21 protein-coding genes are annotated in these 25,584 nt (G+C 39.6%); 3 read left to right on the forward strand and 18 right to left on the reverse strand.

What is annotated here, in order from left to right:
• Nucleotides 1-2: 2 nt before the first annotated feature.
• From Q7J54_01525 to Q7J54_01580, 12 genes are all read right to left on the reverse strand, one after another.
• On the reverse strand, nucleotides 3-512 hold the full coding sequence (locus tag Q7J54_01525) for a hypothetical protein (protein MDO8740234.1): 510 nt from the start codon (nucleotides 510-512) through the stop codon (nucleotides 3-5).
• 4 nt (nucleotides 513-516) lie between these two features.
• A complete protein-coding gene (locus Q7J54_01530; protein ID MDO8740235.1) occupies nucleotides 517-8,013 on the reverse strand; it encodes an Ig-like domain-containing protein in 7,497 nt (2,498 codons plus the stop codon).
• On the reverse strand, nucleotides 8,010-9,209 hold the full coding sequence (locus Q7J54_01535) for a hypothetical protein (protein ID MDO8740236.1): 1,200 nt from the start codon (nucleotides 9,207-9,209) through the stop codon (nucleotides 8,010-8,012). Before Q7J54_01535 ends, Q7J54_01530 begins: the two co-directional genes overlap by 4 nt.
• 31 nt (nucleotides 9,210-9,240) lie before the next feature.
• A complete protein-coding gene (locus Q7J54_01540; GenBank protein ID MDO8740237.1) occupies nucleotides 9,241-9,975 on the reverse strand; it encodes a hypothetical protein in 735 nt (244 codons plus the stop codon).
• Nucleotides 9,976-10,101: 126 nt separating this feature from the next.
• Nucleotides 10,102-10,524: a hypothetical protein gene (locus Q7J54_01545; protein MDO8740238.1), complete on the reverse strand. Its 423-nt coding sequence runs from the start codon at nucleotides 10,522-10,524 to the stop codon at nucleotides 10,102-10,104.
• A 34-nt stretch (nucleotides 10,525-10,558) separates the two neighbouring features.
• On the reverse strand, nucleotides 10,559-10,858 hold the full coding sequence (locus tag Q7J54_01550; protein ID MDO8740239.1) for a hypothetical protein: 300 nt from the start codon (nucleotides 10,856-10,858) through the stop codon (nucleotides 10,559-10,561).
• A 1-nt stretch (nucleotide 10,859) separates the two neighbouring features.
• Nucleotides 10,860-12,143: a PKD domain-containing protein gene (locus Q7J54_01555; GenBank protein MDO8740240.1), complete on the reverse strand. Its 1,284-nt coding sequence runs from the start codon at nucleotides 12,141-12,143 to the stop codon at nucleotides 10,860-10,862.
• Between the two features lies 1 nt (nucleotide 12,144).
• Nucleotides 12,145-15,522, reverse strand: a complete 3,378-nt coding sequence (locus Q7J54_01560; protein MDO8740241.1) for a hypothetical protein — start codon at nucleotides 15,520-15,522, stop codon at nucleotides 12,145-12,147.
• Complete coding sequence (locus Q7J54_01565) at nucleotides 15,519-16,217, reverse strand: hypothetical protein (GenBank protein MDO8740242.1); 699 nt, start codon at nucleotides 16,215-16,217, stop codon at nucleotides 15,519-15,521. The genes Q7J54_01560 and Q7J54_01565 overlap by 4 nt, the downstream gene beginning before the upstream one ends.
• A 17-nt stretch (nucleotides 16,218-16,234) precedes the next feature.
• Nucleotides 16,235-16,381 (reverse strand): hypothetical protein, encoded by a 147-nt coding sequence (locus Q7J54_01570; protein ID MDO8740243.1) that lies wholly within the window; start codon nucleotides 16,379-16,381, stop codon nucleotides 16,235-16,237.
• Between the two features lie 114 nt (nucleotides 16,382-16,495).
• The gene (locus Q7J54_01575; protein ID MDO8740244.1) at nucleotides 16,496-17,056 is read right to left on the reverse strand and encodes an RNase P subunit p30 family protein; all 561 of its coding nucleotides are present in this window, start codon (nucleotides 17,054-17,056) and stop codon (nucleotides 16,496-16,498) included.
• A gap of 1 nt (nucleotide 17,057) precedes the next feature.
• Complete coding sequence (locus Q7J54_01580) at nucleotides 17,058-17,921, reverse strand: TIGR00269 family protein (GenBank protein ID MDO8740245.1); 864 nt, start codon at nucleotides 17,919-17,921, stop codon at nucleotides 17,058-17,060.
• A 291-nt stretch (nucleotides 17,922-18,212) separates the two neighbouring features.
• Here Q7J54_01580 and Q7J54_01585 point away from each other — a divergent pair, with 291 nt between their 5' ends.
• The gene (locus Q7J54_01585) at nucleotides 18,213-18,539 is read left to right on the forward strand and encodes a hypothetical protein (protein MDO8740246.1); all 327 of its coding nucleotides are present in this window, start codon (nucleotides 18,213-18,215) and stop codon (nucleotides 18,537-18,539) included.
• Nucleotides 18,540-18,564: 25 nt separating this feature from the next.
• Here Q7J54_01585 and Q7J54_01590 read toward each other — a convergent pair whose 3' ends face one another.
• The 6 genes from Q7J54_01590 to Q7J54_01615 all read right to left on the reverse strand — a co-directional run bounded on the left by Q7J54_01590 (nucleotide 18,565) and on the right by Q7J54_01615 (nucleotide 21,511).
• Nucleotides 18,565-18,933 carry a cupredoxin family copper-binding protein gene (locus Q7J54_01590; GenBank protein ID MDO8740247.1) on the reverse strand — a complete coding sequence of 123 codons (369 nt, stop codon included), beginning with the start codon at nucleotides 18,931-18,933 and terminating at the stop codon, nucleotides 18,565-18,567.
• Nucleotides 18,930-19,355, reverse strand: a complete 426-nt coding sequence (locus Q7J54_01595; protein ID MDO8740248.1) for a hypothetical protein — start codon at nucleotides 19,353-19,355, stop codon at nucleotides 18,930-18,932. The genes Q7J54_01590 and Q7J54_01595 overlap by 4 nt, the downstream gene beginning before the upstream one ends.
• On the reverse strand, nucleotides 19,352-19,741 hold the full coding sequence (locus tag Q7J54_01600) for an iron-sulfur cluster assembly scaffold protein (protein MDO8740249.1): 390 nt from the start codon (nucleotides 19,739-19,741) through the stop codon (nucleotides 19,352-19,354). The genes Q7J54_01595 and Q7J54_01600 overlap by 4 nt, the downstream gene beginning before the upstream one ends.
• Before the next feature lies 1 nt (nucleotide 19,742).
• Nucleotides 19,743-20,903: a cysteine desulfurase NifS gene (gene nifS, locus Q7J54_01605; protein MDO8740250.1), complete on the reverse strand. Its 1,161-nt coding sequence runs from the start codon at nucleotides 20,901-20,903 to the stop codon at nucleotides 19,743-19,745.
• Nucleotides 20,900-21,202 carry a metalloregulator ArsR/SmtB family transcription factor gene (locus Q7J54_01610; GenBank protein ID MDO8740251.1) on the reverse strand — a complete coding sequence of 101 codons (303 nt, stop codon included), beginning with the start codon at nucleotides 21,200-21,202 and terminating at the stop codon, nucleotides 20,900-20,902. The genes nifS and Q7J54_01610 overlap by 4 nt, the downstream gene beginning before the upstream one ends.
• 69 nt (nucleotides 21,203-21,271) lie before the next feature.
• Nucleotides 21,272-21,511, reverse strand: coding sequence for a hypothetical protein (locus tag Q7J54_01615; protein ID MDO8740252.1), 240 nt, complete (start codon nucleotides 21,509-21,511; stop codon nucleotides 21,272-21,274).
• Between the two features lie 190 nt (nucleotides 21,512-21,701).
• Here Q7J54_01615 and Q7J54_01620 point away from each other — a divergent pair, with 190 nt between their 5' ends.
• The gene (locus Q7J54_01620) at nucleotides 21,702-22,277 is read left to right on the forward strand and encodes a TATA-box-binding protein (protein ID MDO8740253.1); all 576 of its coding nucleotides are present in this window, start codon (nucleotides 21,702-21,704) and stop codon (nucleotides 22,275-22,277) included.
• A gap of 6 nt (nucleotides 22,278-22,283) precedes the next feature.
• On the forward strand, nucleotides 22,284-25,583 hold the full coding sequence (locus tag Q7J54_01625; GenBank protein MDO8740254.1) for an LAGLIDADG family homing endonuclease: 3,300 nt from the start codon (nucleotides 22,284-22,286) through the stop codon (nucleotides 25,581-25,583).
• Nucleotide 25,584: the final 1 nt, after the last annotated feature.

Consider the following 25,584-nt stretch of genomic DNA (forward strand, 5'->3'; position numbering starts at 1 on the left):
TTTTAAGATTCCGAGATTTCAACATAGTTGCCCCTGCCTGTTATTCTGAATGCTACTCTGCCAGAAGAGGTATCTGTGCATAAAAACAAAGGGTTTGCAGAATCTGTAGGATCTGGGTCCGGAATATTGATTTTTCCTACATAAAATGATTCGGCTGATGCCCTACTTTTAATCAAGAAGATATTTTTTTGAATACCCGAACTGATGCTATTTTTTATTATGGGGTTTAAGTTAGCAGGAGGTGATGGGCTGCCTATTAAGTCATCATCAACAAAGCACATCTGATTATATCCTACAGGGAGCTTTAAGTCCAACAGCTCAGAGCTGCCTGCTTCTGTCGATATTGCGCCTATATCGCGCTCCAAGGCTGTCTTAAACCGGATAAAATCCGCCTCTGTTGATTTCACCATCAAATCGCTGATTGCCTTGAAGCCGAAAATCATGACCAATCCTATTACGAGCAATGCAAGCATGAAAACAAACACAAGATTTTGAACTTCTGCTTTTGCCATGTTCTTATTCCGCATCAAGATTGGACAAAATTTTCTTTGCCTGCTCCTCAGATATCAATTTTTGTCCAGCAAGGTCTGACAACAGGAACTTTGCATCTGATTTTGTTATTTTATCCAGCTTCATCAGCTGCAATAATATCTCTTCTGCAAGATTTTTTGTGATTTTCTTGGTTTTAAAAAGATTAGAAAATGTTTTGCTGAGATCTTGCTTGGCCATTCCTTTTGATTCTGTAAGTGCAAGCAGCTTCTTTGCATAGTCGCCTTTCAAGTTTTTAGCTGCTATTTCTTTCAGCCTTCTGAATGCATCATCTTTTTTTGAAGGCTTGGCTGCTTTTTTGGATTTGACAGGTTTTTTAATTTCTTTTTCTAAAGTGCCTTTTGGCTTTTCAGCTAATTTCCTTAATCTGGCAAATATGTCGCTTGGCTTTGCTGCTTCAGGCGCTGTTTTTGCTTCTTCTTTCATTTCTGTTATTTCAGGTTTTATTTCTTTCTTTATCTCGCTTTTTTCTTTTATCTCTTCTTTCATTTTTTCTGCTGGCTTTTCAACTATTTTTTCCAGTGGTTTTTCTTCATCAAATGACTTAAATATTTTCTCTCTTTCTTTTGCTTCTGCCGCCCGTTTTATTTCCCTGGATCGTTGTACAGGCTGTGCAGGCCTTTGAATGAATCCTGGTTTTGCCTCAGGTCTTGAAAGTGATATTGGCTGCTGCATCCTTGGCGCATAATATGGTTTTTTCTTCTGCAAGTAGGGCGCATAATAATATGCATAGAATGCATAGCCTCCTCCACTGAGTGCTGCAAGTATAATGAGTGTTAATAATATCGGGAACCAATTAAAGCCTCCGCCTTCGGCTTCAAGCCTGCATGACGCGCTGCATCCGTCTCCGCTTGCTGTATTGCCATCATCACATTCCTCGCCTGCATCTTTAAAGCCGTTGCCGCATACTGCTGTTACATTAACTCTTTCATTGCAATAACCATTCAGGCAGTAATTTGTTGTGCAGTCTCTTGAAATTAAGCATACTTTTCCAACTTGGCATTTCGAACATGCTGCGCCGCCGCAGTCTTTGTCTGTTTCATCACTATTTTTTATATTGTCGCTGCATGTCTGAGTTATGCATTTTTTACTCGGGCTGCAATAATTCGTTATGCAATCGCTGTTGTCCAGGCAATTTTTCCCAGAATCGCATGAATCGCAGCCTCCGCCGCAGTCAATGTCTGTTTCATCTCCGCTTAATTTGGCATCTTTGCAGTTATCAAGGTCTTTTTTGCATATGCCGGATTTGCATTTTAAACTGGTTGCGCAGTCGCTGGTTTGGATGCATTTCTTGCCTTCTGTGCAGTCTGGGCAGCTTCCGCCGCAGTCTTTGTCAGTTTCATCGCCATTTTGAACATTATCGCTGCATGAAGGAGTTGTGCACTTCTTAGTTGAATTCGGGCAATAGCCGCTCAGGCAGTCTGAATTTATCAGGCAGTTTTTGCTGTTTGTGCAGCCTATGCATTGTTTGCCGCAGTCCACATCTGTTTCTGTGTCGCTTTCAAATAAGAGATCCACGCAATGGCTAGGTAGCTTTAATATATCGACTGTTACGCCATCGCTTGCCTTGATGTCGCTTGTCCAGTTTGCATAGTCCACTGCCTTTACTTTAAACTTATAGCTCCTTAGATTTGTCAAATTGAGCTTTGTGCCGTTAGTTTGCGCCCAGTTTGGCTCGTTATCTTTAGTTAACCAATACCATTGATCATCTATTGAGCTTGCTGTCCAATTCACAACCACATTCAAATAGCTGTCTTCCAGCAAATACATATAATACCATATCCCTGATCCTACATCTGTGCCGTGCCATTTTGCCTGCAGCCTGTCTGTGAAATATGAAAATTGCGTATTGTTGGCCAGGTTGCTGGAATCATCAACGTAGCTCATATTCGGCTTATTCGTGTCAACTACGAAAGTGATTGTTACTGGATCAGACCATACGCCGGCAGCGATGCACTTCGCATAATATGTGTTTGAGCCTTCCTGCTGGTTAGGCGTATGCTTGTGGCGGTAGCCTGTTGTTTCCGAGAATGAATATATTATTGAAGAGCTGCTCATACCCCAATAGCATTCTGAATTTTTGTTTGTTCCGATATCTATCTTTGTCTGGTTTGTATTGCTGTAAGTTGGAGAATAAATCGTTATTGCAGTTGGAGCGCTCAGGTTTACAACAAAGCTTATAGTTGATGTTGCAGATGTCCAGCCGGCGAGATTCTCGCATGCAGCATAATAAGTGTAGCTTCTTTCTTCTGTTGGAAGGTATAATATTTTGTTATGTATTGTATCAAATTGCTTCTGGGTGTAGCTTGAAAAGTTTCCTTCCATCTGGGAATAATTCTGCGTTGCATTGCTGTATTTGCATATTGCTGCCTCGTTTGTCTGAACTTTCAATGTTGCATTAGGCGGAGCTTCTACTATGAGTGAGGGATTTGCATATGCTGTTATTATCTGCGGCAGTGATGAATCAACCCTGATTACAAATGTTTGGCTCATTATGCCGCGCTGCGTATCATTGCATTTTACATAAAAGTTATGTGTATTTTCATCTGTAATGTAAAGGTTGTATAATTCGTGCAGTGTTGAGTTTGAAATATCAAAGCCCGCCATGTTATTGAAGGACTGAACTGATATGTCAAGAGACTGCCTGCATTGCACAGCCTTGTCTGTCCCAATTGTTATATTGAACCGCGGAGTTGGTGAAACGTTGTATGGTGGATAAAGCATCGTTATTGTTAATGGAACTGCATCGACTTCAAATGTGCTGATTGACTGAACAACGCTTCCTGCATAATCATGCGCAGTTATTATCAATGTTTTGCTGCCGTCTGAGAAGTTCTGTGATTTTGTGAATAGTTTGTTATCTGAAGTTGTGAATGTTGCCGGGATTAATGAAACTGCATCGACTAAAACATCATCCAATATTACTGCTTCGCTAAAATTAAATCTCATTGAAAGATTTGACTGATTTGAGTACGCGCCATTTAATGGGCTTTGCAATGTTATTGTTGGAAGAACAGTATCAACTATAAATCTAATAACTTTTGGCTCAGTCATCGGAATTCCATTTGTGTACTTGGCATAAATTGTGAGTGTATAATTTCCATTAGAAAGGTTTCCAATAAAGCTCAATGTAAAGTTTTGTGCTGGCGCAGTTGTTGTTGGGAAAACTATTGATGTGTTTATGCCCTCTATTTTTGCTTCGGTGAGTATTGATGAACTATCAAAGTCTATCTTTATATTTGGAGCCGGGATGTTTATGTATTGCAGATTGTTTAATTCTGAAGTAGATATGTTCTTTATACCCAAAACAAGTTTTACAATATTCGGGCCAGAGTTGCCATTCCATATGCACCTGTTGCTCGTATTGCTGCATATGTCTGCAGGAGAGCAGTCTGCATCAACAAGGCATTTTTTGTTTCTGCTGCAGTATTTGCCTTCCGCATTGCATATATTGCCTCCGCAGTCAACATCTGTTTCATTGTCATTCTGATATGTGTCTGAGCAAGTTGGAAGCTGGCATGTATTGCTTGCAGGATTGCAGAAGCTTGAACTGCAGTCTGCATTGCTTGTGCAGTTTTTGTTTTCTGTGCATGAATCACATGAGCCGCCGCAGTCAATATCTGTTTCGCCATAATTTTCAATTCCATCAGTGCAATGTTCCGGGAATTTAGATGGATCAATTATTATGCCATTGCTGCCCATTACCGTGCTCCATAAGCCGACATAGTTCTTGGCTTTGGCTGTGAAATAATACTTGTTGCCCGGTACAAGGGTTAATCCAGTTATTGCGCGCCAATCATCACTCAAATCAGTTGTATCTGTCCAATTTATGATTGTTTGTGCAGTATTATTATTTTTAAGAGTATATTGGTATAGTGTCACCCACGTGAAGTCTTCAGAAGCATTCCATTTAACTCTTAGCTCATCAGTCTTCCATGCATATTCCGCTAAACTTATATTTGTTAAGCCAGTTATGTCTGCTGAATCGTCCACATAGCTCATCACAGGCAGAGTGGGGTCTGCTACAATTGTTAAAGTATAAACAGGCGTCCATGTTCCGCCTGAAGCGCATTTTATGTAATATAAATTTGGGCCTTGTGAGAGAGTTACACTGGCAGTGTGCCTATAGTGGTCTATTGTGCTCAATGAGCTTATGATGTTGTCGAGTGTTGTGCCAAGCAGGCATTCCGACTTCTTGTTGGTTGTTATGTTTATTTTCCCCGACAATGCGCTGGTGTAATTTACCGTATAATCTGTTATGTTCAATGCCTTTGACAAGTCAACTGAAAATGTTATGGGTGCTGTTGTTGAAGGCAATCCTGAATAGCCTTCGCAGGCAACGTAATATGTGTACGTATAAACTTGCGCTGCTGCTGAGAGCTCTATTGTTGCATTGTGCATCGTATTGAAGCTTTCCTCATCATAGCCTGGGAATTTGCCCTCCATTGATGCATAATCTGATGTTGTGCTGCTGTATTTGCAGAGTGTTGGATCAAAATATGTTTCCACAAAAAGCGTTATATTCGGAGGGATTTCTACAACAGGGTCTGGGGCAGCGTAATTGGCAGTTATTGTCGGAGACTGATTTATAACTGTGAGATTAAGCGCTTTTGAAACTTCAGGATAATAATTGTCATTGCACCTCACATATAAAAAGTGCTTATTAAGGTCGGATATTTGGCTGAAGCCAGTTACTGTATGGTTAAACCCATTTGATGATGTAAAGTTGTTCATGTTTGAATAAGTGAGGTTTGAATCTAGGTAATATTTGCATGCTGCAACATCATCAGTATTAACTATGACATCGAATGTTAAGGTGGAGGCAAAGCCGAAACGGGGCCTTAGCATTGTGATGTTCAATGGCAGAGCATTTATTGTGAATGTTGTTGTGCTTGAAACTGCATTTCCTGCATAATCATGGGCTGTTATTATTAATGTTTTTTGCCCATCTGAAAATTGCTGTGATTTTGTGAATAATTTGCTGTCCGTCGATGAAAATTGAGATGTGTTTAATGAGATGGTGTTGACTGTAACATCGTCTAAGAATACTTTTTCGCTGAAGTTAATTGTTATTGAAGTTGTTGATGCTGCCGAATAGTTGCCGTTTATTGGATTCAGCACAGTTATTGTTGGCGGAGTTGTGTCAACTATAAATGTTTTTGTAAATGTTGTCGGCATTGCCGTATCAAAATCATCTTTTGCCCTCACTGAAAATGTATAAACGCCTTCGCTTAATGCTGCTGTCGGGATAAATGTATAGGTGATGCTATCTGACGAATAAGTATTGAATATTATGTCTGCTGCTGAACTGTTTATTTTTGACAAAATTATTGTTGCAGGCTCATCAAATAGTGTGGTTATTGCCGGCAATGCACTCTTTGTGTAAATGATTTCATTTACTTCTGTGCCGTCTGTTATGCTTAGGTTAAGTACGTGGGGTGGGGTTGGCACTGGAGTAATAAGAATGTTTTGAACGATCCCCAGATTATGCGCAGGATCTTCTGTATAATATTTTATAATATTGTTGTCCTGAGTTGCTGAATCGCCATCATTTGTCAGTTCGAACAGGAATGCCTGGGTTGCACCATCATAAGTGAAAACAGTATAGTCATTAATGTAGAACTTCAACTGTGTTGTTGAATTAGTATAAGGATGCTGTGCTACAATGCAATCTGCCTCGTCGCTGCCATAGTGGCAAAGATATGTCCTGTAATCTGATGCTGAAACTCTCCTGCTGTAGTCTGATTTTGATGTTTGGTCATAAATCTGAATGTCTAAGTACTTGTATGAATTGTCTATGTCTTTTACCGGAACAATTGTTGTTGTTGGCTTAAAGTAATCTGCTTCGCAAACTGCATCATCATCTAAGCAATCTTGGGTATAGTTGTTGTCTGCATTTTTATGGCAGGCCCCATTGAGATTTAATTCGCATACGCCAATAGAACAGTTATCAGGGCTTCTAGTTGTGATTGTATTGCTTGCATCTAATGTTATGTGCTGATCTCCGCATTCTGTTTCGCTATAATTTAAACAGGTCATTACATTGCAGCTGATTGCAACTGAGCCATTAGTGTAGCAAGGATAATTGGGTGTTGATAATGCTCCGGATTTTTGCGAAGTGCATATATCAAATATCTCGTTGTATGCCTGAAGATTTGAAGCTGCACTTGTTCCCTCAAGATTGCATAATTCGCAATTGCTTTTGTCGAGATCAACACAGACGCCTATTCCAATTTCATCAATTGTATCTGTCCACTGGCAACTCCCTACATTGCAGTTATTGCTTTCGCATGCTGATTCTGATTTATAATCATAGCAGAGCATGCTTGGATTGCAGTCATAGCAGTAATCTGTAATTGACGGAGATTTATCATAAAAGCAGTATTTTGGCGAAGTTATGCCTTCGCAGAGAGATCTGCCGAAGAAGATCGCATACGGATTTGCGCTTACATTCGAGCATTGCCCTGCCTTCAGGCAGGATGCTGTTGCGCCATCTGCCACACACACATCTGCATAAGTTGACGAGCATGGCGGATCAGGTCCAACCAACATATTACTATCATCACAGTCATACGCATTGTTGAAGCGGCTGCTGTAGCGTGTTTTGACATCAAGCAGGAAAAGATTGTCGCTTGCGCTACTAAATCCTCTATCGATTAAATAGTCTTTGAACTCAAGATAGCTTGAATTATGCAGGCAGAATTTGTCGCTGAGCTTGTGCCAGCATTCTATGTTGCCTGTTGTGGCATTTAAATAGCGCGGCCCTGAAGCTCCTGATAATGCATAATCTGCAACTATCTTGTAAGTGTAGTTTGTATCCCACAATACATCGCTATCGATATAGAAATTATTCGGCGTTGTTGCAATTTGGGTGTATGAAGCGCAGCTGTTTGTTGTGCATCTTGAAATAGTGTACTGGCTTACTGTGCAGCCCGCATAAAAGTTAAGCTGCATTCCTAACTCGCCTTTGGGGTATGTCACTGTTACATTAGGCGGCTGCGTGTATGTTACATCATTGCATGTTCCTGTTGGCAGCGGAGGTGGCGGAGGGGTGGCGCATACATCCGTACATGTTCTTCCGTCATAAGCTGTGAATGTCTGGGCTGCAATTATTGGGCATTCTGCTTCTACAACATAACTTGTTCCGCCAGGGCAGCAGCAGCCGAGTGTTGTACACTGCGATATTTCAGAGTATGGTTGTGTGCTGCTGTAATAATTGGACTGACAGTCTGAATATGCTGACGGCCCATAGCCAGTTGCAGCAGAATAATAATATGGATAATCTGCTTCAGGTGTCGGGCAGCAGTCTGCCAAAGCAGCGTCTGTGCAGATCCTTGATCCTGCATTTGAATTATAGCAGGTTTGCTGCGCCTGCGGAAGCGTGAACTCAGCCAATAATGTTATGAATGCTGCTGCAAAAAATACGAGCATCGCTATTTTTATTTTATTATTTTTCATTTTCATGATATTGTGAGCGCTATTAACTGGTAATCTGACAGCTCCCCGTCAGTTGCATTGACTAATATGCTCAGGCCATTGTTTTTATCTGTATCTGTTATTGTATAAGTGGGCTGAAGAGGATATGCGATGTTATTTTTATAATAAACAAAACTAATTGCATCTTCATCAGGGTCATCTGCAATTATAGTTTCACTTTCCCATGTTGTGCTTCCGCTTATTTTGGTTATGTTATTCAGCATATCTGTGGTTATTAGGTCATCTGCCACAAATGTCATCCCTGTTGGCGGCCCTGAAATCAGTTGCAATGCTGGCATTCTGTTTTTCCTTGCAAACCTCATAATATAAGGCTCGTTCCATATCTTTGACTGCGTATCCATTATTGATATTAAGTCATCTTTATTATAATAGTCCCTTGTGACCACAACCTGCATTTCGCTGCTGCTTAGCGTGCTTGGATTGAAGTCAATGTCTGTTATGTCTTTGTTTATGAGGACTTTAACAAATTCTCCATATATCTTTTTCAGCCTTACTTTCTGGTTTGAGTTGAATTTGCTGATCTTCACTTTTTGGCCTGTTGCTGTTTTTGTTATTTCCAGAGGAAATCTGAGATTCACTGAAACATCTTTTTTTCCGATAATTGTTGATGTATTTGGCGCTTCTGCAATGACACTGAATCCCTGCGGCTGGAAAACGCTGAAATCTGTGCAGTTTCGGATGTGTGTGTTAACGTACTCCTCCAATTGCCTTTGCAATGAATGGGATCCCTGGTTTTTATATAATGGCGGGAATTTGTCTTCACCGTAAATTTTGAATGATGGCGGGTTGTTTGGGTAATCCGGCCATGGGTATGTTGGCGGCTCAATGGATAATGGAGGTACTGAAACTCCTAAAGGCATTATTGCATAAGGTATTATGTAACTGCCATCCTTCACATAAAATTTGCCTACCTCATCTGCACGGTAATCTTTTTCTGTTCCGCCCTGCGAACTGAATATCCTTCCTCCCTGCTTTCCCAATAACTGCAAAGCATCTGCTGAGACCTTGTCAAGGCAGAATGTTACATAATTTTGTATCGGGTTTATCTCTTTAATCTGTTCTTCTGTCAGCTGGGCTTCTCCACCGGCTTCTTCTCTTGCTGCATAATTTATGATATAAAACACCAGCCCGAAGATGATTAAGATGACTATTCCGATTATCATGAAGACGGTTATCTGCGATTTCTTGTTAAAATTATTTTTCGGGTTCATTTTTTGTTTTATTTTTTATATCTTCAATGATTTCATAAACCAAATGCTTTGGCCAGCCTAGTTTTATGAGCCCTTTTTCAATCTGCTCAGCTTTGTAGCCTTTTTTAAGAGCGCCTTCAATATATTTTTTCAGCTTTTCATTTTTATCAAGCTGCTTTTTCTCTTCCAGCTTTTTGAAAAAGTTATTCCTCATTCTTTCAAGGATGAAGAAGATTGCTGCAATTATAGCTATTACTGCTGCGATTATTATTGAAAATGCACTGATTTTTATTTTTACCTTTCCTTTTGCAGGGCAGTCTTGCAGGCATGATGATGAACTTTCGTCCTGTCCGCATATGTTGTTGCCGCATTTATTTGCATATCTGCCGACATCTACGTCTAATGCCCTTATTCCGTTTTGATCAAATATCTCGATCCTTTTTCCGTTTTCAAAATATGGCGTTCTCACTGTTGTTTTATTCCCGAACATTGAAAACTTGAATGAATCCAGGATCTGGTTTTCAAAAGAGCTTATTTCCATTCTGTATCCTTTCTCAGGCTCTACCCTTGCAGGAGCCTTGCCGCCAATTACGTAGACGTGATCTAGGACAAGTTTTCCATTTTGAAGCTCAAGGGTGATTTCATAATGCTTGTCATTTGTTTGGACTTTTGCAGCCTGGACTAGAGCTATGTTTAATAAGAACAATACAATGACCAAAAATGTTTTTGTTTTGTTCATGTTTTTTTGTTTGTTTAATCTCTTTTTGGTTTTGATTGTTTTTTTATCTCAAACTGAATTTTCATGCTAAGTTTTTAGGTATTAGTTTTATTTTTGCCTGCTTTTTGTTTATCCTTATTTTATTAGTTATCTGCAACAACGCACATATACACTTGCTTTATCGCAATTGCTATTTGCATCCTCAGTAGCACATAACCAACCATTTCCTACTGGATAGTCAAACATAGCTGCATCTGGCCACCACCCAACTTGACATCCGCCACCAGTCATTGTCCAACCAGCTTCACAGCTAATATCCGCTGTACACCTGACGGTTCCGGTTGAAAGCAAAGAAGTTAAAGTTGTACATTCCTTAAATCCTTCAAAATCCCCGCCATCAATCGCGCTCTGCAATGTCTTTGCAACTCCGCCAACAGTGACCATCAATTCGCCTCCGCTATGGCCGAACGTATCCGGCGTTGTTGTTCCATAACCTATGACCAATACAATGCCCGCTACAGCCAACACAAAAGCCATCAAAATATACAAATGTTTTTTTGCGATGTTCATTTTTATTTCCATTTTAGCTCACCCTTTTTAGTTTTTATTCAGTTGTATTTTGATTGTTTGCAGCATTAAGGCAGCCCACATCTATGAAATTAAATGTTTGATTTCCCGCAAACAGGCTGACGGGCTGGCAGTTTCTTGATTGTTGGATTATTGCTACAATGCTATTCTGCAATCCTAGATTATATCCATTCTGCTGTGCAGCAAAAATCTGTCCGTTATACCATGAATTTGCCAATAAAGCAAGAATTATGATGACTAAAACAGCTATTACAATGTAAAGTATTTTTGTCTTTTCCATCTTTTTCACCTCTTTGGTTTCAATTTTGTTTTTCATTTTATTTGCAGCATATCTTCAGGCTATAAAAATCGCATCTTGCAACATGAGTGTTGTAAACAGGCCGTGCTGTTGCCTGCGCCAGTGAAGCGATGCAAGTCTCATCTGAATTGCAGCTTCCATCCCTATATGCGCATTGTGTTGTGTCTGGCGAAACGCAGATATTTGTTGAATATGTGTCCACTGCTGCATCTGGCTCTGCTGCATGAGCATTAGATGCTGCATTAAGCTTCAATATTCTTGTCCCGCAGCTGTTGCTTGTGAACTTGCTGCTTGGACAGCAGACCTTGTATGCTTCGTTGCATGACTGCGACGCATGTGAATTAGTTTCAGCATTCATTGAAAATATGCAAGTCTGATCTGCAGTGCATGATGATGCAACTGCGCATTCTGCTGCTTCAGGGTTTATTGAAAATGGAGCAGATGCTGTATCTGTCAAAACAGGTGTGTTTGAAGTTGCTGTTATTTCTGCTGTATGAGCGCCAGTTGGTGCATTTACTGAATCCCACATAGTCATGTATTCGTTTCCGCCTTGGCTTGTAAGCACAAGATCATCTGCCAATCCAGGGCTGTTTATGTCTACAGCTACATCCACGCCAGACTGCGTATTATCAACAACAGTTGCTGTAATCTCAAACATTGTTCCAGATGATGATGTCATGGGCGTAACTTGAACATTTGTTATTTCCGGCGGATTAGGGTTTATTGTAACAGTGACTGTATCAGGCTGGCTGTAAAGCTCGCCATCATAGGCTGTTAATTGGAATTCATAAGTTCCTTCTTGTGTTGCTGTAAATGATGGCTTTTGAGCGGTTGTTGATGACAGTGTTATAGAAGTGCCTGATGTTTGCACCCAATTATAGGATAATTGCTCTCCTTCCGGGTCAGAACTGCCAGAGCCATCCAACTGCGTTATTGTATTTATAGCAGAGCTTTTATCCGTGCCAGCATTTGCTATTGGCGCAGCATTAGGAACCAAAACATTGACCACGATTTTATCCGCAGCAGTTTTTCCATCTGCATCAGTAACTGTTAATGTTGCTTCATAAACTCCTGATGTCAAATAAGTGTGAGAGGGATTTTGCTCGTTGCTAGTTGTTCCATCACCAAAATCCCAATAATAAGAAGCCACGGGATTGGTTGATATTGCATCGCCGATAAAATCAACTGTAAAGGGGGCAGAGCCGCTGACTGTCTTTGCCGGTGTGGTTATTTTAATTAAGAGCAACAGTACAATTACTGCAAAGATGACCTTAAAGCTGTTTTTTAATTTTCCATTTTCCATTTCAACCAGTATCCGCTATTGCATATAGTATATCAATTGATCCGCCTGTCCCCTGGATCCTTAATTTTGAAGTGAAATCCCGCCATAAGTCGAATACAGCATCTGTTATCTTGTCTGCAAATGGCTTGGCTGCAATGTAAAATTTATCATCATCTTTGTAGCATATGTATTTATTTGTCCTGTTGACATAATCATCACATATATTTAATGCGCTGAATCCTGTATAATTTATCACAAGGTATTTTGTTATAACGCCAGTAGCATCAGGTATATTGTTTTCTATCAATGCAAAAATAGATTTATCTGTTGTTCTGAGCATGTATAGATGGCTGAAATCCTTTGTTTGGTTTATGAAAGAGTAATCAAATGATACTGGATTGCCGCCAAAATCAAATGAAGGCTGCAAAATAATATTTATGAAGCTGTGTAATGCAAGTATTGGGTTTTCAAGGAAAATAAGCGATAATGTTTTCAGATATGATGATGTAATTGTTGTCGGCATTGAAAATGCTGCATTGCTGTAAATCAATGTTTTTGAGGCATTGTTGTACCATGCTTTAGTGTTAGCATCGCATGAGTGGAATTGGCCATCATTTGTAACGGTGCAGCTCGATAATCCCAATACATCAATAAAGGCAGATATATTAGTATTCAATGTTATGCCGAATAATATTTTATCACTGTAATTCAAAATACAGACCTGATTTGCGCATGGCTGGTTGATCTGGCTGCCAAAAGTGCATGTATTCGAAATATAATCCTTTGCATTCTTTGTTCCAGTTATTATGTAATTATAATAATTCAGAACATTTGCATAATCATCGCAGAATAAAGTATATTCTGAGCTTCCTGCCAGCCTGATCATTGTCAATGCCAGCTGCTTTGTCCTTGTTGTCCAGTTTCCATTTTCGCAGTAATGATCCAGAATGAACTGCCCGCCATTTATGCATTGCGGCGGTGATGAGCCAAAATAAGCTTCTGGATTGCTGTTGTTTTCATAAGTTCCAGACGGATTGACAAGGCATTGCGGCTGCTCTGGGCAGTACCCTGCTGCATTGTCCCATGTTTTCTTCGGATAAGCATCTTCCCACTCTCCATTGATGCATCGTTTATTTTCATATGCCTGCGCATAAGGATTTCCTGCTTGATCATCAACGCAGATTGTTCCATTAAAGCACTGTGAGTCCTGGCAGCATGCTGTTGTAGATTCTGAAGGTGAACTTGAGCTGTGATTGATGATTAAACCGCCATTTGAAAGCCATTCTTCCAAGTAACCGCAATAAAAGCCGCCCCTGTTTGTGCAAAAAGCGTCATTTATTATCAAATTACCTGTATGCTGCGTGTCTTGCTTCGCTTGCAAAGCAGTAGGAAGATCGCAGCCGTAGAACTGGCCGCTAATGCTTACTATTTTCTTCCCTCCTTTGAAAGAAACGTCATCAAACCACGCTCTTTGGCCAGATGCTGCTGATAAAAAGATTTTAATATACCCATTTCCTAATCCGGGAGTATAAGTTAAATTGTAAGGATTCCAACCCACAGACACTGCTGCTGAATTTTCTAACGCTGTGCTTGGGCTTGCAGAGTTTTTATTTGCATCGTATAAATTTATTTTTGCATTTACATTGCCGCTATAATAGTATGTTAGCGTGTAAGTAACGCCATCAGTCACAGGAATGAAGTCGCTTTCTATTGATGCGCCGTTCAGCAGCTGAACTGCCGTTGGACGCGTTGTGCCGCCATTATAGCTGCTGATGTCTCCTGTTCTTGTCCAAGATTTTAAGTTATAAGCATCTACCCACTCCACCAAGCCAGAATTTTTAACCAATTCATTTGAAGACAAAATTGTGTTGTTGTTTATGGTCCTTTCATCCCAGCAGTTCTTGCTGTACAGTGGGTTCATAAGATCATTATATGCTTCATGAGGGTCTTCTCCGCAGCATAAGCTTCCTGTATAGCTGAATCCTGCTGATGTGCAGCTGCCTTCAGAATAAATGTCAAGGTCATTTGACCATAGTTTTTTGTCTGCTGTATCAACACAGTAATAAGTTTGACCGGGCCCATATTCTATAATGGCGGGGCTTGTATACGCAGTTACAGTTGTGGTTGTTTTTACAACATCTCCTGTCTTGTTCCTTACTCCTTCGCCTGCGCCTCTGCATATGGGCGCTCCAGATGTGCTGTCAGAATATGCCTGTCCGTTTCCTCTGCATTCATAAATATTATAGGCACCATATGCATTGGAGCACATATATCCATGCGATTGCGTACTGGTAGGTGATGTTGCTATATCTATAGGACCGCCATAAAAATGAGGGCATGCTTGCCAGATGCCATTCGTATTTGAAACGTACATTGTGCCGGAAGCATTTATAATGTCACCCCTGCAGTCATCTGCTTTGAGCCATTCCCATGTGCTGTTTGTGCATATTATGCTGTTGTCTGAAGTTCTGTAACCTATATCGCTAGAATCATCGCCGCAGCATGCTGACGCTGTGCTGGACCAAGCTCTAAGTGCGGGATTATCCGCTTCTCCGCCAACAGGACATGCCGAGCAAGCTTCTTCACTCAAATCAGGATTGTCCGTTATGTCATCACCGCAGCAGTTGTCTTGTGTTGTACTGATGTCTCCGTCGGCATTTATCCATATGTAGCCCCCACTTACGCATACTCCTTCACTGTAATCAGTATCCTCTTCATAATCACAGAGTTGGTTTTGATTGCTATCCATGCATGCTAAGAATTCTAATTCTCCTCCAACTATTTGATTTGTATAAACATATACTTTAGTGTCGTTTGTTTGTGTTGTAAATCCGTCTACACCAACTAATTCTTGTGATAATGAAGCTATTTTTTTTGATTCTGTATATGTTATTGACGAACTACCGCTGAGAATTTCGTAATCACCGGCATCTGTTATATATGTAAGAGAGACATGTGAGTCGCCACCGCCGCCATCCCAGTTACCTGCTGCTGTTTCAATTGTGTCTCCTGCTTTCACATCCATCTGGAGATCAAAATCAGATGTGCCATCACAGCCAATTGTGGCAATATAAGTCCCTTCTCTCGTACAATAAACAAACTGGTTGTCGCCGGGTGTTCCGCATGTTGCGCTCTCTCCGAAATAATCACAAACCCCCGTTGTTATTTTTTCTCCATCTTCGAGTTTTGTCAGGTATATTTTAAAATCGTCATCAACGCTGCCCAGGTCTATTTGTCCATCACATCCTGCCGAAAACGTGTTGCTATCGCCCGATGCTGTTGCAAAAAATGTATTTGTTAGAGAGTTGCAATCAGAGTAAACAATATAATCAAAAGAAACATCGCCAAAAACTACTTTCGACATCATTAACAAAAATAAAATTATGATGAGTTTTTTCATGGCATTTCACCCAAACATCTTTCTTTAAGTTGCGGACTTGTAATCTCCATGCAAATAGCGGCGTCTTTTGTTTTCTTTGCAAGCATATATATGCACGAATCTGCCTTGTTTTCTTCATCAGATTGTAATTGTTTGCATAGCTCTATGTTCGTTGTGTTGATAGCAACATCATACATGCAGCTATTCCTTAAACGAGAGTCTGCAATATCATTGCAAAGCTCTAAGTTATTGGTCTTAGCAGCATATGTGCGGAGACAAAATTCTTGTTCAGATTCATTTTCCAATAAATCACAATGGTTTTGTTTGCTTTGAACTGAAATAAGCGCAAAGCAATCTTTTCTCATATTCGCATTTTTAATTTCTTCACATAATGCAGGATTATTTTTAACAAGTGCTTGATCTCTGATAGAGAAATCTTCTGTTTGAACGTTTGATGTTTCCGGTGTTTTTTCCATTAGTTTAAGAACCAAGATGAATGCCATGATGATAAAAATAATAACCATGAGGATTACGAACAGGGATTTGAAATTAGTCATTTTGGTCTCTGGCTTTTCTATTGGCTTAATTGACCCAGTTATTTCGTCTACAGCATTCTTTGGGTAGCCTGCTGTTAATAGTGCTTTTTTGATTCTTTCAATAGGACTGCCTTTTTTTAATTGTTTTTTGACGTAATCAACAACATCTTGGTTTGCCATTTATAATGCCTCTTTTGTTAGTCTTTTTTGTTTTTATCCCCTTTTTTCAGCTTTTCCTCTATTGCTTCGTGTATGAATTGAATCAGTGTCTTATTCTGGAGAACAGCGTTTAGCTTGGCTTTTTTGTGAAGCTCGTCATCAATCTCGATGTTTATTCTTGTCATTTGAAATAACTTATTTAACTTAGTTAACTTAGTTTACTTAGTTTACTTGTTTTAAATAATTAAGTTACTGATAACGGCTAATCTGGAAGTTCTTGTATTTAAATATTGCGGAAATTACCTGAGAAGTTCGAAAAAAGACTTCAAATCGTGCCATCCCCTCATCTCGTAAGGAGCTGCAGCAAAGGAAGCGATCATTGTATTAACCTTGTACTTCCTGCACAGCTCAATGTTCTGGATCATCCTGCCTATGATCTGCGCCCTAAGCATGCCCTCTGAGCCAAGGATCGAATTAAATGAAAATCCTATTGTCTTTCCCTTTTCTTTTGCTATTGCGCACAATATATGGTTTAAGCCGGAATCCCTGTGATGGATGAAATCCCTTCTGCCAGTCTCTTCAAATGCAAATATAATGTCTGCTTTTGTTTTTTCAAGAACATATCTGTTGTCCTCTGCTGCTTTGACTAAGATCAATGTATCATCTTCTTTTTTTACTCTTTTAAAATGCTGTATCAGGGCAATATTCAGCTTTATTTTCGTATTTTTCTGTAATTCTTCTAAATTAGCAGCATCTTTTTTATTTTTATAAACAAAATATAATTCATCATAATCCAGCTTTTCAGCTATTTCGATGAATTCTTTTTCATTGTTTGAGGGAAAAATAAAATCTATTCTCATTTTATTGCTTTATTTTTGACAATAAATTGCATGTCTGGCAGATTGTTCCTTTAGACGGCTCTCCGCACTTGTTGCAGTAATTCATCGCTTTATCTATTTTATTGTTTTTTAGGTTTTTAATGTTTTTTAAAAAATACGAAACTATGTTGCCCTTAATTTTCGGATTCTTTTCTTCATAGTTATTTAATAGATTTCTTATAAAATTGCGGTATGCGTCATGGCAGCAGGGGCATTTCCCGTAATCAACATCAAATTTCATTATTCCGGAATATTTGATTATGTCTTTTTCAGCTGTCAAATATAGCGGTTTAACCCTTGGAATGAACTTTTTGTCTTTTAAAATGCCCGAAATTGGGCCCAGCCTTGCATTCAGGTCCGGCCTGTTCCTCAAAAGGTTCATTAAGATAGCCTGCGCCTCATCATCCATATTGTGGCCTGTAACTATCTTATCAGCTTTCAGTTTTCTCGCGTATTTGTTGATCAGATAGCGCCTTAAAACACCGCAGATTGTGCAGGATTTAAGATCGAGTCCTTTTGAATTTAAAACTGATCTTATGTAGCAAAGGGAATAACCAAACTTCTCCCTGAACGAAACAACATGCAGCTTGACATTTATCTTTTTGCAGAAATCCCTTATTTTCTCCAGGTTCTGCTTTGTATATTTGCCGATCAGCACATCAACAGTTATTGCTTCAACATTATGGCCTAGTTTTTTTAGCAGATAAAGGATAGCTGTTGAGTCCTTTCCGCCGGACACTGCTGCAAATATCTTTTCTTTTTTATTCAGCAGATTGAATTTTTTTATGGTTTTTTTTATTTTATTCTCAAAATCCCTGACGAATTTTTTTCCTTCATTGTTTTTCATAGTATGAGTTAAAAGTTCTTTTTTATTTATAAAACTATGTCAAAAAGTTAAAAAAACAAAATATGGATTGCAGAATAATAAAATATAAATACAAGCTCGGCTTTAGGGCAATTATGAGCCATATTTTGCATATTCCAATGAGAGGGGTTCTTAATAGATGTGGCTCTTTTGTGTACACAGCCTATACATCAGGTTGTTAAGAGCCCGATTTTAATCCGGGTTCTTGCAGCTTCTTTTTGGGCATTAAAATTCCATTCTTTTTCTGCAAACCTGGAACAGGAGGTGAAAAACGTGAGACCGCAAATAAGCGAAGGTTGTATTTTGTGCAGCGAGCAGATAACCCAGCCAGTATGCTTTAATTGCCTGGCTAAGGAGATGGCATGCTGGCTAGATGAAAGAAACAAGGCATTAGTGCCATTGCTAATCGGCAGAGCCAGCATATTCAAGGTCTACAAGCACAAAGCAGCAAGATGCATTATTTGCAAAGGAAATATGAATGTATGCGCGCATTGCTTCAGTATGGAGATTCATGACTGGCTGAATGAGAGCTACCCGGATATTGCTGAGGAATTCGGGGAATATTTTAACTTCGATCTTAGAACTGAATGTTGCCGCTGATTTTTATTTTTTTATTTTAGGCAGCTTATTCCGCTGTTATTTTTCCTTTCATAGTGGGATGGATCGAGCAATGATATTCAAAAGTTCCCTTTTCATTAAATGTATGCAAATATGCTTGCCCATTTGAAAATGTTTCAGATATAATTTCATCTCCCGAATCAGACGTTACTGTATGCTTGGCAAAAGTATCTTTATTTATCCATTCGACTGTTTCTCCTTGTTTTATTTTTATTTCCGAAGGGTTAAATGCAAAATTCTTTATGTCAACTGTATTTGCCTGTGTTCCTGAACTGCTGCCAGTGTCTTTTTGATCGGACTGGCATCCCAGTATAGGCACGATAATTGCAGCAATGATGATCAATATAGCCGCTTCTTTGTATGAATTCAGTTTCATCTTTTAACTTCCCCTTTGCTTTGTAAAAGCCTTGCAAAAATATACGATATTGCTGCGATGAATGAGAAATGAACTATCCCGATAATTGCTGCCGAGTAGAATGTTGAGCGGGGGAAAGTGAAATAGTAATAAATGCCGAATATGGCTGTGCCAAGAATTCCTGTTGCAGCTGCTGTGATGATTGGGTTCAGCTTCTGTTTTGCTGCAAACAAATATACGAAAAAGAATGTGATTGCCGCTATGATTGATTTTGTAAGGCCATAATATGTGGGTGCAAAATAGCTTTCATAAACAAAATTATACCCCTTGCCGAGCAGCAATGGGTCCAGAATAAACCTGTGTCCTATGCTAAGCTCCAGTACGCCTACAAGTGCTCCAACCAGGACACTATACAAAACCAACTTCAAGCCAAATGATTTCATTTTTTCTTTTTCTCATAATCTTTTATTGCATTCAAAAGAGCTTCCTCGCCAAGAAGGCTGCAGTGATGTTTTATTTTTGGCAGCCCTTTCAGCGCATCTGCGATTCTTTTGTTGGTGATTTTTTTGGCTTCTTCTATTGTCTTGCCTTTTGCAAGATCAGCCAGCATATCAGATACAGCGATGGCCGCAGTGCATCCGAGGGTCTTGAACTTTACATCTTTAATTATTTCCTCGCCTTTTTTATTCTTTTCTATTTTTATGTAAAGCCAAAGAACGTCTCCGCATACTGGATTTCCAACTTTCCCGATTCCATCTGCATTTTTAATTTCTCCTACATTCTTTGGGTGCAGGAAATGCTTCATCACTTCTTTTGAATATTGGAACATCTTATTTTCTCCAGAAAGGGCTTGCCTTTCTTAATTCTTCAACTGCTTTTGACAAAACTGCCAAAACATGATCTATCTCTTTTTTCGTGTTGTCTTTTCCCAAAGTCAATCTTAATGACCCATGCGCATCCTCTGGCTTCAAGCCAAGAGCCAGCAAAACATGGCTTGGCTTCAGTGATTTGGAAGAGCATGCGCTTCCAGTTGAAGCTGCAACTCCTTTATCATCCAGTTTCATGACAATGCCCTCCCCTTCAACATATTTGAAAATAAAGTTCGCATTGTTGCTCAGCCTTTTTGCAGGATGACCATTCAAGAATGTTTCAGGTATTTTTAAAACTCCTTTGATCAATTCATCTCTCAATGTTCTCATTTTTTTGTTATTTTTCTCAAAATCCCTCTGTGCAATCTCAACTGCTTTTGCAAATCCAACAATGCCTGCAATGTTTTCTGTTCCGCTTCTTAATCCAAACTCGTGGCCTCCGCCGTGTAGGAAAGTTCCTATTTTTTTCTTGATGCCTTTTCCAACATATAAAGCGCCAACTCCTTTTGGCCCGTAGATTTTATGCGCGCTCAATGACATCATATCAATATTTTGCTTTTTGACGTCAATTCTTTCCTTGCAGTAGCTCTGGACAGCATCTGTGTGAAATATGACGTTTCTTTCCCTGCAAATTTTTCCGATTTTTTCAATATCCTGCACTGTTCCGATCTCGTTATTAGCGTGCATTATGCTTACAAGCAATGTTTTTTCAGTTATTGCATTTTTTAACTGGTCAAGATTTATAATGCTGTATTTGTCAACATCAAGGTAAGTTACTTTTGCGCCCATATTTTCCAAAAATTTGCATGTGTTCAAAACGGCATCATGCTCTATTTTGCTCGTTATTATGTGGTTCTTCTCTCTGTTTGTGAAAAACAGCTCTTTGATCGCTATGTTGTCGCTTTCTGTTCCACCTGATGTAAAAATGATTTCTTCAGGCAGCGCATTTATTGATCCGGCTATTGTTTCCCTGCTTTTTTCCAATGCTTGCTTTGCCTCTCTTCCATAAGCGTGCAATGAATTTGCATTCCCGTATTTCTCGCTAAAATATGGCAGCATGGCTGCTAAAACTTCTTTTGCTACAGGCGTTGTAGCTGCATGGTCTAGATAGATTCTTTTCATTTTTTTCTCAAACACGTCTTGCCGCAATATTTGCCTGCATGATTTTCAACAATCTCAAGCAGCGGAATCATTGTCTTTTTATTTAGAGAATATATCTTGTTTTTTCCCTTCCTGACTGCTTCAACAAAATGACATTCCACCAATTTTTTTAGGTTGTGGCTTACTTTGCTTTGCTCTTCTTTTATTGCATCGCACATCTCATTAACGCTGAGGTCATCAAACCTCAATGCCTCAAGAATCTTCCATCTTGTTTTATTCGAGAAGGCATCAAAAAACAAAGCATATGAACTGCATTTCATATGAAATGTGCATCATATGTCATATATAAAGGTTGTGGATTTAATGAGGAACAGAAAAATCAAAACACCCTAGATCTTAGCAGAATTAATCATATATTCTTTTTTTCTTCTCGTAATAAGACCTTCAGACTCCATTGTGACAAGAACGTGCTGAGATGAACCCTCCGTATATTCGAGTATGCCGAGTGTATGTTTTGCTTGGTCTATGATAGTAGATATTGCTACTTTTTGGCCAGGCCCATGTTGTTCTACTAAGTCTTGGTGCAATATCTGAGCTATGGTTACTAGATCCAGTTCTGTTGTCGGCATGTTGGGTTTGCAATAAGCAATTGATTTATAAATATTGTTGCCATATAATGTATGTATTACATACTATGTTTTCCACCAGAAATCAAGGGGGTTTATAAACTCCAATATACTCATTTAAAAACAAAAGTATTTATAAACTAGCGCCATTTATAAGCTTTATAAATAATATTAACAGAATGGGGGTGTTTTTATGGCTAAAAAGGCTAAAAAAGTAGAGAAAAAGGTTGAGAGAGATATAAAAGTGGTCAATATAGTTGTTTCTACCTCTTTAGAGCACGATATTCCGCTTGAAAAGATGGCTGCAACACTTGCTAATACAGAATACAACCCAGAACAGTTTCCTGGGCTTGTAATAAGGATAAAAGACCCTAAAACCTCTGCTTTAATCTTTAGCTCTGGAAAGGTTGTTTGCACTGGAGCAAGGACAATGGATAGTGTCAAGGCATCCATACAGAAGATCATAAAGAGCTTAGAAAAGATAGGCATCAAGATAACCATAGATCCTGAGATAAAGATCCAGAACATTGTTGCTTCCGGTAGCGTTGGCATGGACCTGAACTTGAATGTCCTTGCAATGAAGCTTGACAACACAGAATATGAGCCAGAGCAATTCCCGGGGTTGGTTTACAAGATGGCTTCTGCAAAGGCAACATTCTTGCTTTTCAGCAATGGAAAGGTTGTTTGCACCGGCACTAAAAGCGAGGAAGAAGTGCACAATGCTCTTGACAAGCTAATAGCAACGCTAAAGAAAGTCATGAAAAAATAAGTTGAAATGGAAGCGAGCGAACAGATAAAAAGATTTGGTGAATTTTTTGATTTGAGTTATGGCGCAGCAATAGTTGAAAACCTGAGGAAAGGCAATAAATTCTTAATTGTTGATTTTGCTGATCTGATAAAATTTGATCCAGATCTTGCAGAGCAGCTTTTGGAAGAGCCGGAAGAAGTGATAAGGGCTGCTGAGCTTGCTATTGAAGATTCTGGCCGCGAGGGCGATCTGAAAAAATTCAAAGTGCGCTTTAGAAACCTGCCTAAAACCCAGCAGATCATGGTCAGAAACATAAGAAGCAACCATATAGGAAAGCTGTTTTGGACAGAGGGTGTTGTAAGGCAGAAATCTGATGTGAGGCCGCAAGCCGTAGTTGCTAAATTTGAATGCCCTGCCTGCGGAAATACAATTTCTGTTCCTCAGCTTGATAAAAAATTTCACGAGCCAAGCAGATGCGGCTGCGGTAAAAAAGGAAGATTTAAGCTGTTAAGCAAGGAGCTTGTTGATGTACAAGGGATTGTTTTAGAAGAATCTCCGGAAGATTTAGATGGTGGAGACCAGCCAAAAAGGATGCAGATTTTTCTGCAGTGTGATTTAGTCAGCCCCTTAAGTGAGAAGAGAACAAGCCCTGGAAGCAAAATACGCATTGGCGGAATAATAAAAGAAGTGCCCATAACATTGCAGACAGGCGGCCAATCCACAAGATTTGATTTGCTGATCGAAGCCAATTGTGTCGAGGGCGTAGAAGAGAATTTCTCTGACATCACGATAAGCAAGGAGGACTTAAAAAAAATCAAAGAGTTAGCTGAAGATCCAAACATTTATCAGAGGCTGTTACGTTCGATTGCGCCAAGCATATATGGTCATGACGAAATAAAAAACGCCCTTATTCTGCAATTGATGGGGGGAATAAAAAAGGAAAGAAAAGATGGTGTATCAATAAGAGGAGATATCCATATTTTGCTTATTGGCGATCCTGGAAGCGGAAAAAGCCAGCTGCTCAAAAGAATTTCAAAGATCTCTCCTAAAGGCAGGTATGTCAGCGGAAAGGGTGTCAGCGGAGCTGGCTTAACTGCAAGTGTTGTGAAAGACGAATTCCTGCGCGGCTGGAGCCTTGAAGCAGGCGCACTTGTTTTGGCGAATAAGGGATTGTGTGTTGCTGGCGATACATCCATTCTGCTTGCCGATGGAAGTGTGATGCCTATTCAGCAGGTTTACAAAGAGCAACGTAAAGGAAAAGAGATCCGTGTTCAATCTTTAGATGTAAAAACATTTGAAATATGTGAACAAAAAGTTGTGGGTGTTTCGCAAAGAACCGCAGAAAACCTTCTTGAAATTAAGTTTGATACAGGAGATAAACTGCATATAACGCCAGAGCATCCTCTTCCTGTTTGGGACAACGGCCTTCGTTGGGTGTCTTGCGGAAAATTAAAAGTCGGTGCTTCTGTGGTTTTGCCGACAGAATTTATTTCAAAAAAAGATGTTGAAAATGCCGCTCTTCTAGAACTTTGCGGCATGATTGCAACAGACGGGCATTTAGCAAAGAAAAAATACAGCATAAGTTTTTATTCAACTAAAGAGTGGATGATTGAAAGAGCAAAATACCTCGTTAATGCCTGTTTTGGGAAAGAAATGCACGTGCATAAAAATAATCGCGGGTCTCTGCATGCGCACATAGGTTCTAAAGAAATTCATGAGAAAATAAAAAATTTCGGGATACCTGTCGGCAAGAAAAATGGCCTGATAGATCGTGTTCTGTTGAATCTTTCGCATGATGATATCAAAGCATTCATCATTGGTGCGATAAATGGCGACGGATCGATTTCAAATAGAAAAGGCGGGGGAATCGTCTCTCTCATAACGCAGAATTTACAAACTGCCGAAACTTATAGAAAATTATTGCGTAAGATAGGTGTAATCGGCAGAATAAGAAAAATTCTTTCCACGGGAGGAGGAATAATAAAAGAAGGCAGATACATCATATTCCATGTTTGCATTACTGGCAGAGAAAATATTGCAAAGTTGTGGGATTCGCGCCTTGAACCGGCAAAACTTGCTGCACTCAATAAGATTCTTGAACGCAGATCAATGGACGGAAGAATTCCTCATGTTGATGAGCTGATTGCGAGTGTAAGGGCTGAATTGAAACACGGTCAAAAACAAGCTTTGTATATGAATGGCGTAAAACAGAGCCAGCTTGATGACGGATACGGTATTAAAAGAGGAACTTTGCAAAGAGCATTAGAAGCGCTTGCTGCTTTGCTGATACTGCCTGCAAATTCTTTGCAAACCTTGAAAAATGTAGCGCAGGATAATGTTCACATAGGTAAAATAACCGGCATAAATGAGATTCCTCCTGCAGAAGTATTTAATCTGCAAACTGATGCGAAAGAAGGCCCAAATTATATCGCAAATTTTATACCTGTCCACAATTGTATGATCGACGAGCTCGACAAGATGTCCACAGAAGACAGAAGCGCAATGCACGAGGCATTGGAGCAGCAGAGTGTAAGCATCTCAAAAGCAAATATACAGGCAACATTAAGGGCCGAAACAACTGTATTGGCTGCTGCAAATCCTAAATTTGGAAGATTTGACCCTTATGGTGAGCCCATTTCTAAACAGATTAATTTGCCCACCACATTAATCAACAGGTTTGATTTGATTTTTGCAATAAAAGATCTTCCGCATCCGGACAACGATGAAAAAATGGCAAAGTTCATTCTTGGCATGCATCAAAATCCCGACTTTGAGAATGTAGAGCTGGACACAAAACTTTTGAGAAAATATATTGCTTACGCTAGGCAGAATGCCCATCCAAAGCTGTCTGATGGCGCAAGCGAGGAAATACAAAGATACTATCTAAAAATGAGAGCCTCCGGCACTATTGAAGGTGAGATGAAAACAATACCCATATCAGCAAGGCAGTTGGAAGCATTAGTCAGGTTATCTGAAGCTTCAGCAAAAGTAAGGCTGAGCGATACAGTAACGAGAAAGGATGCGAAAAGAGCAACCGACATACTCCATTATTGCCTGAATGAGATTGCTCTTGACAAAGAGACCGGCCTGATTGACTTCGATAGGATCTCAACAGGCATTCCTAGCTCGGAGAGAAACAAAATAACGATAATAAAAGAGCTGATAGATAAACTAAGTGATAAATCAAAGCAGATTGCTGTTCAGGATTTGGTTGATATGGCTAAAGAAAGAAAAATCGATGAAGGCGATGTGGATGAGATCATTGAAAGGTTGAAGCGTTCGGGCGACATCTTCGAGCCCAAGCCCAGTTTAATCCAAAAGATCTAGC

Source organism: Candidatus Woesearchaeota archaeon, from assembly GCA_030651135.1.
Taxonomy (GTDB): Archaea; Nanobdellota; Nanobdellia; order Woesearchaeales; family JACPBO01; genus JACPBO01.

What these genes read in the sequence shown, in the direction of transcription:
- nifS (MDO8740250.1), bottom strand. Translation starts at nt 20,903, where the DNA reads ATGAAAAGAATCTATCTAGACCATGCAGCTACAACGCCTGTAGCAAAA.
- Q7J54_01600 (MDO8740249.1), bottom strand. Translation starts at nt 19,741, where the DNA reads ATGTTCCAATATTCAAAAGAAGTGATGAAGCATTTCCTGCACCCAAAG.
- Q7J54_01590 (MDO8740247.1), bottom strand. Translation starts at nt 18,933, where the DNA reads ATGAAACTGAATTCATACAAAGAAGCGGCTATATTGATCATCATTGCT.
- Q7J54_01530 (MDO8740235.1), bottom strand. Translation starts at nt 8,013, where the DNA reads ATGAAAATGAAAAATAATAAAATAAAAATAGCGATGCTCGTATTTTTT.
- Q7J54_01540 (MDO8740237.1), bottom strand. Translation starts at nt 9,975, where the DNA reads ATGAACAAAACAAAAACATTTTTGGTCATTGTATTGTTCTTATTAAAC.
- Q7J54_01580 (MDO8740245.1), bottom strand. Translation starts at nt 17,921, where the DNA reads ATGAAAAACAATGAAGGAAAAAAATTCGTCAGGGATTTTGAGAATAAA.
- Q7J54_01595 (MDO8740248.1), bottom strand. Translation starts at nt 19,355, where the DNA reads ATGAAATCATTTGGCTTGAAGTTGGTTTTGTATAGTGTCCTGGTTGGA.
- Q7J54_01555 (MDO8740240.1), bottom strand. Translation starts at nt 12,143, where the DNA reads ATGGAAAATGGAAAATTAAAAAACAGCTTTAAGGTCATCTTTGCAGTA.
- Q7J54_01560 (MDO8740241.1), bottom strand. Translation starts at nt 15,522, where the DNA reads ATGAAAAAACTCATCATAATTTTATTTTTGTTAATGATGTCGAAAGTA.
- Q7J54_01620 (MDO8740253.1), top strand. Translation starts at nt 21,702, where the DNA reads ATGGCTAAAAAGGCTAAAAAAGTAGAGAAAAAGGTTGAGAGAGATATA.
- Q7J54_01525 (MDO8740234.1), bottom strand. Translation starts at nt 512, where the DNA reads ATGGCAAAAGCAGAAGTTCAAAATCTTGTGTTTGTTTTCATGCTTGCA.
- Q7J54_01610 (MDO8740251.1), bottom strand. Translation starts at nt 21,202, where the DNA reads ATGAAATGCAGTTCATATGCTTTGTTTTTTGATGCCTTCTCGAATAAA.
- Q7J54_01545 (MDO8740238.1), bottom strand. Translation starts at nt 10,524, where the DNA reads ATGAACATCGCAAAAAAACATTTGTATATTTTGATGGCTTTTGTGTTG.
- Q7J54_01535 (MDO8740236.1), bottom strand. Translation starts at nt 9,209, where the DNA reads ATGATAATCGGAATAGTCATCTTAATCATCTTCGGGCTGGTGTTTTAT.
- Q7J54_01615 (MDO8740252.1), bottom strand. Translation starts at nt 21,511, where the DNA reads ATGCCGACAACAGAACTGGATCTAGTAACCATAGCTCAGATATTGCAC.
- Q7J54_01550 (MDO8740239.1), bottom strand. Translation starts at nt 10,858, where the DNA reads ATGAAAAACAAAATTGAAACCAAAGAGGTGAAAAAGATGGAAAAGACA.
- Q7J54_01625 (MDO8740254.1), top strand. Translation starts at nt 22,284, where the DNA reads ATGGAAGCGAGCGAACAGATAAAAAGATTTGGTGAATTTTTTGATTTG.
- Q7J54_01575 (MDO8740244.1), bottom strand. Translation starts at nt 17,056, where the DNA reads ATGAGAATAGATTTTATTTTTCCCTCAAACAATGAAAAAGAATTCATC.
- Q7J54_01565 (MDO8740242.1), bottom strand. Translation starts at nt 16,217, where the DNA reads ATGGCAAACCAAGATGTTGTTGATTACGTCAAAAAACAATTAAAAAAA.
- Q7J54_01570 (MDO8740243.1), bottom strand. Translation starts at nt 16,381, where the DNA reads ATGACAAGAATAAACATCGAGATTGATGACGAGCTTCACAAAAAAGCC.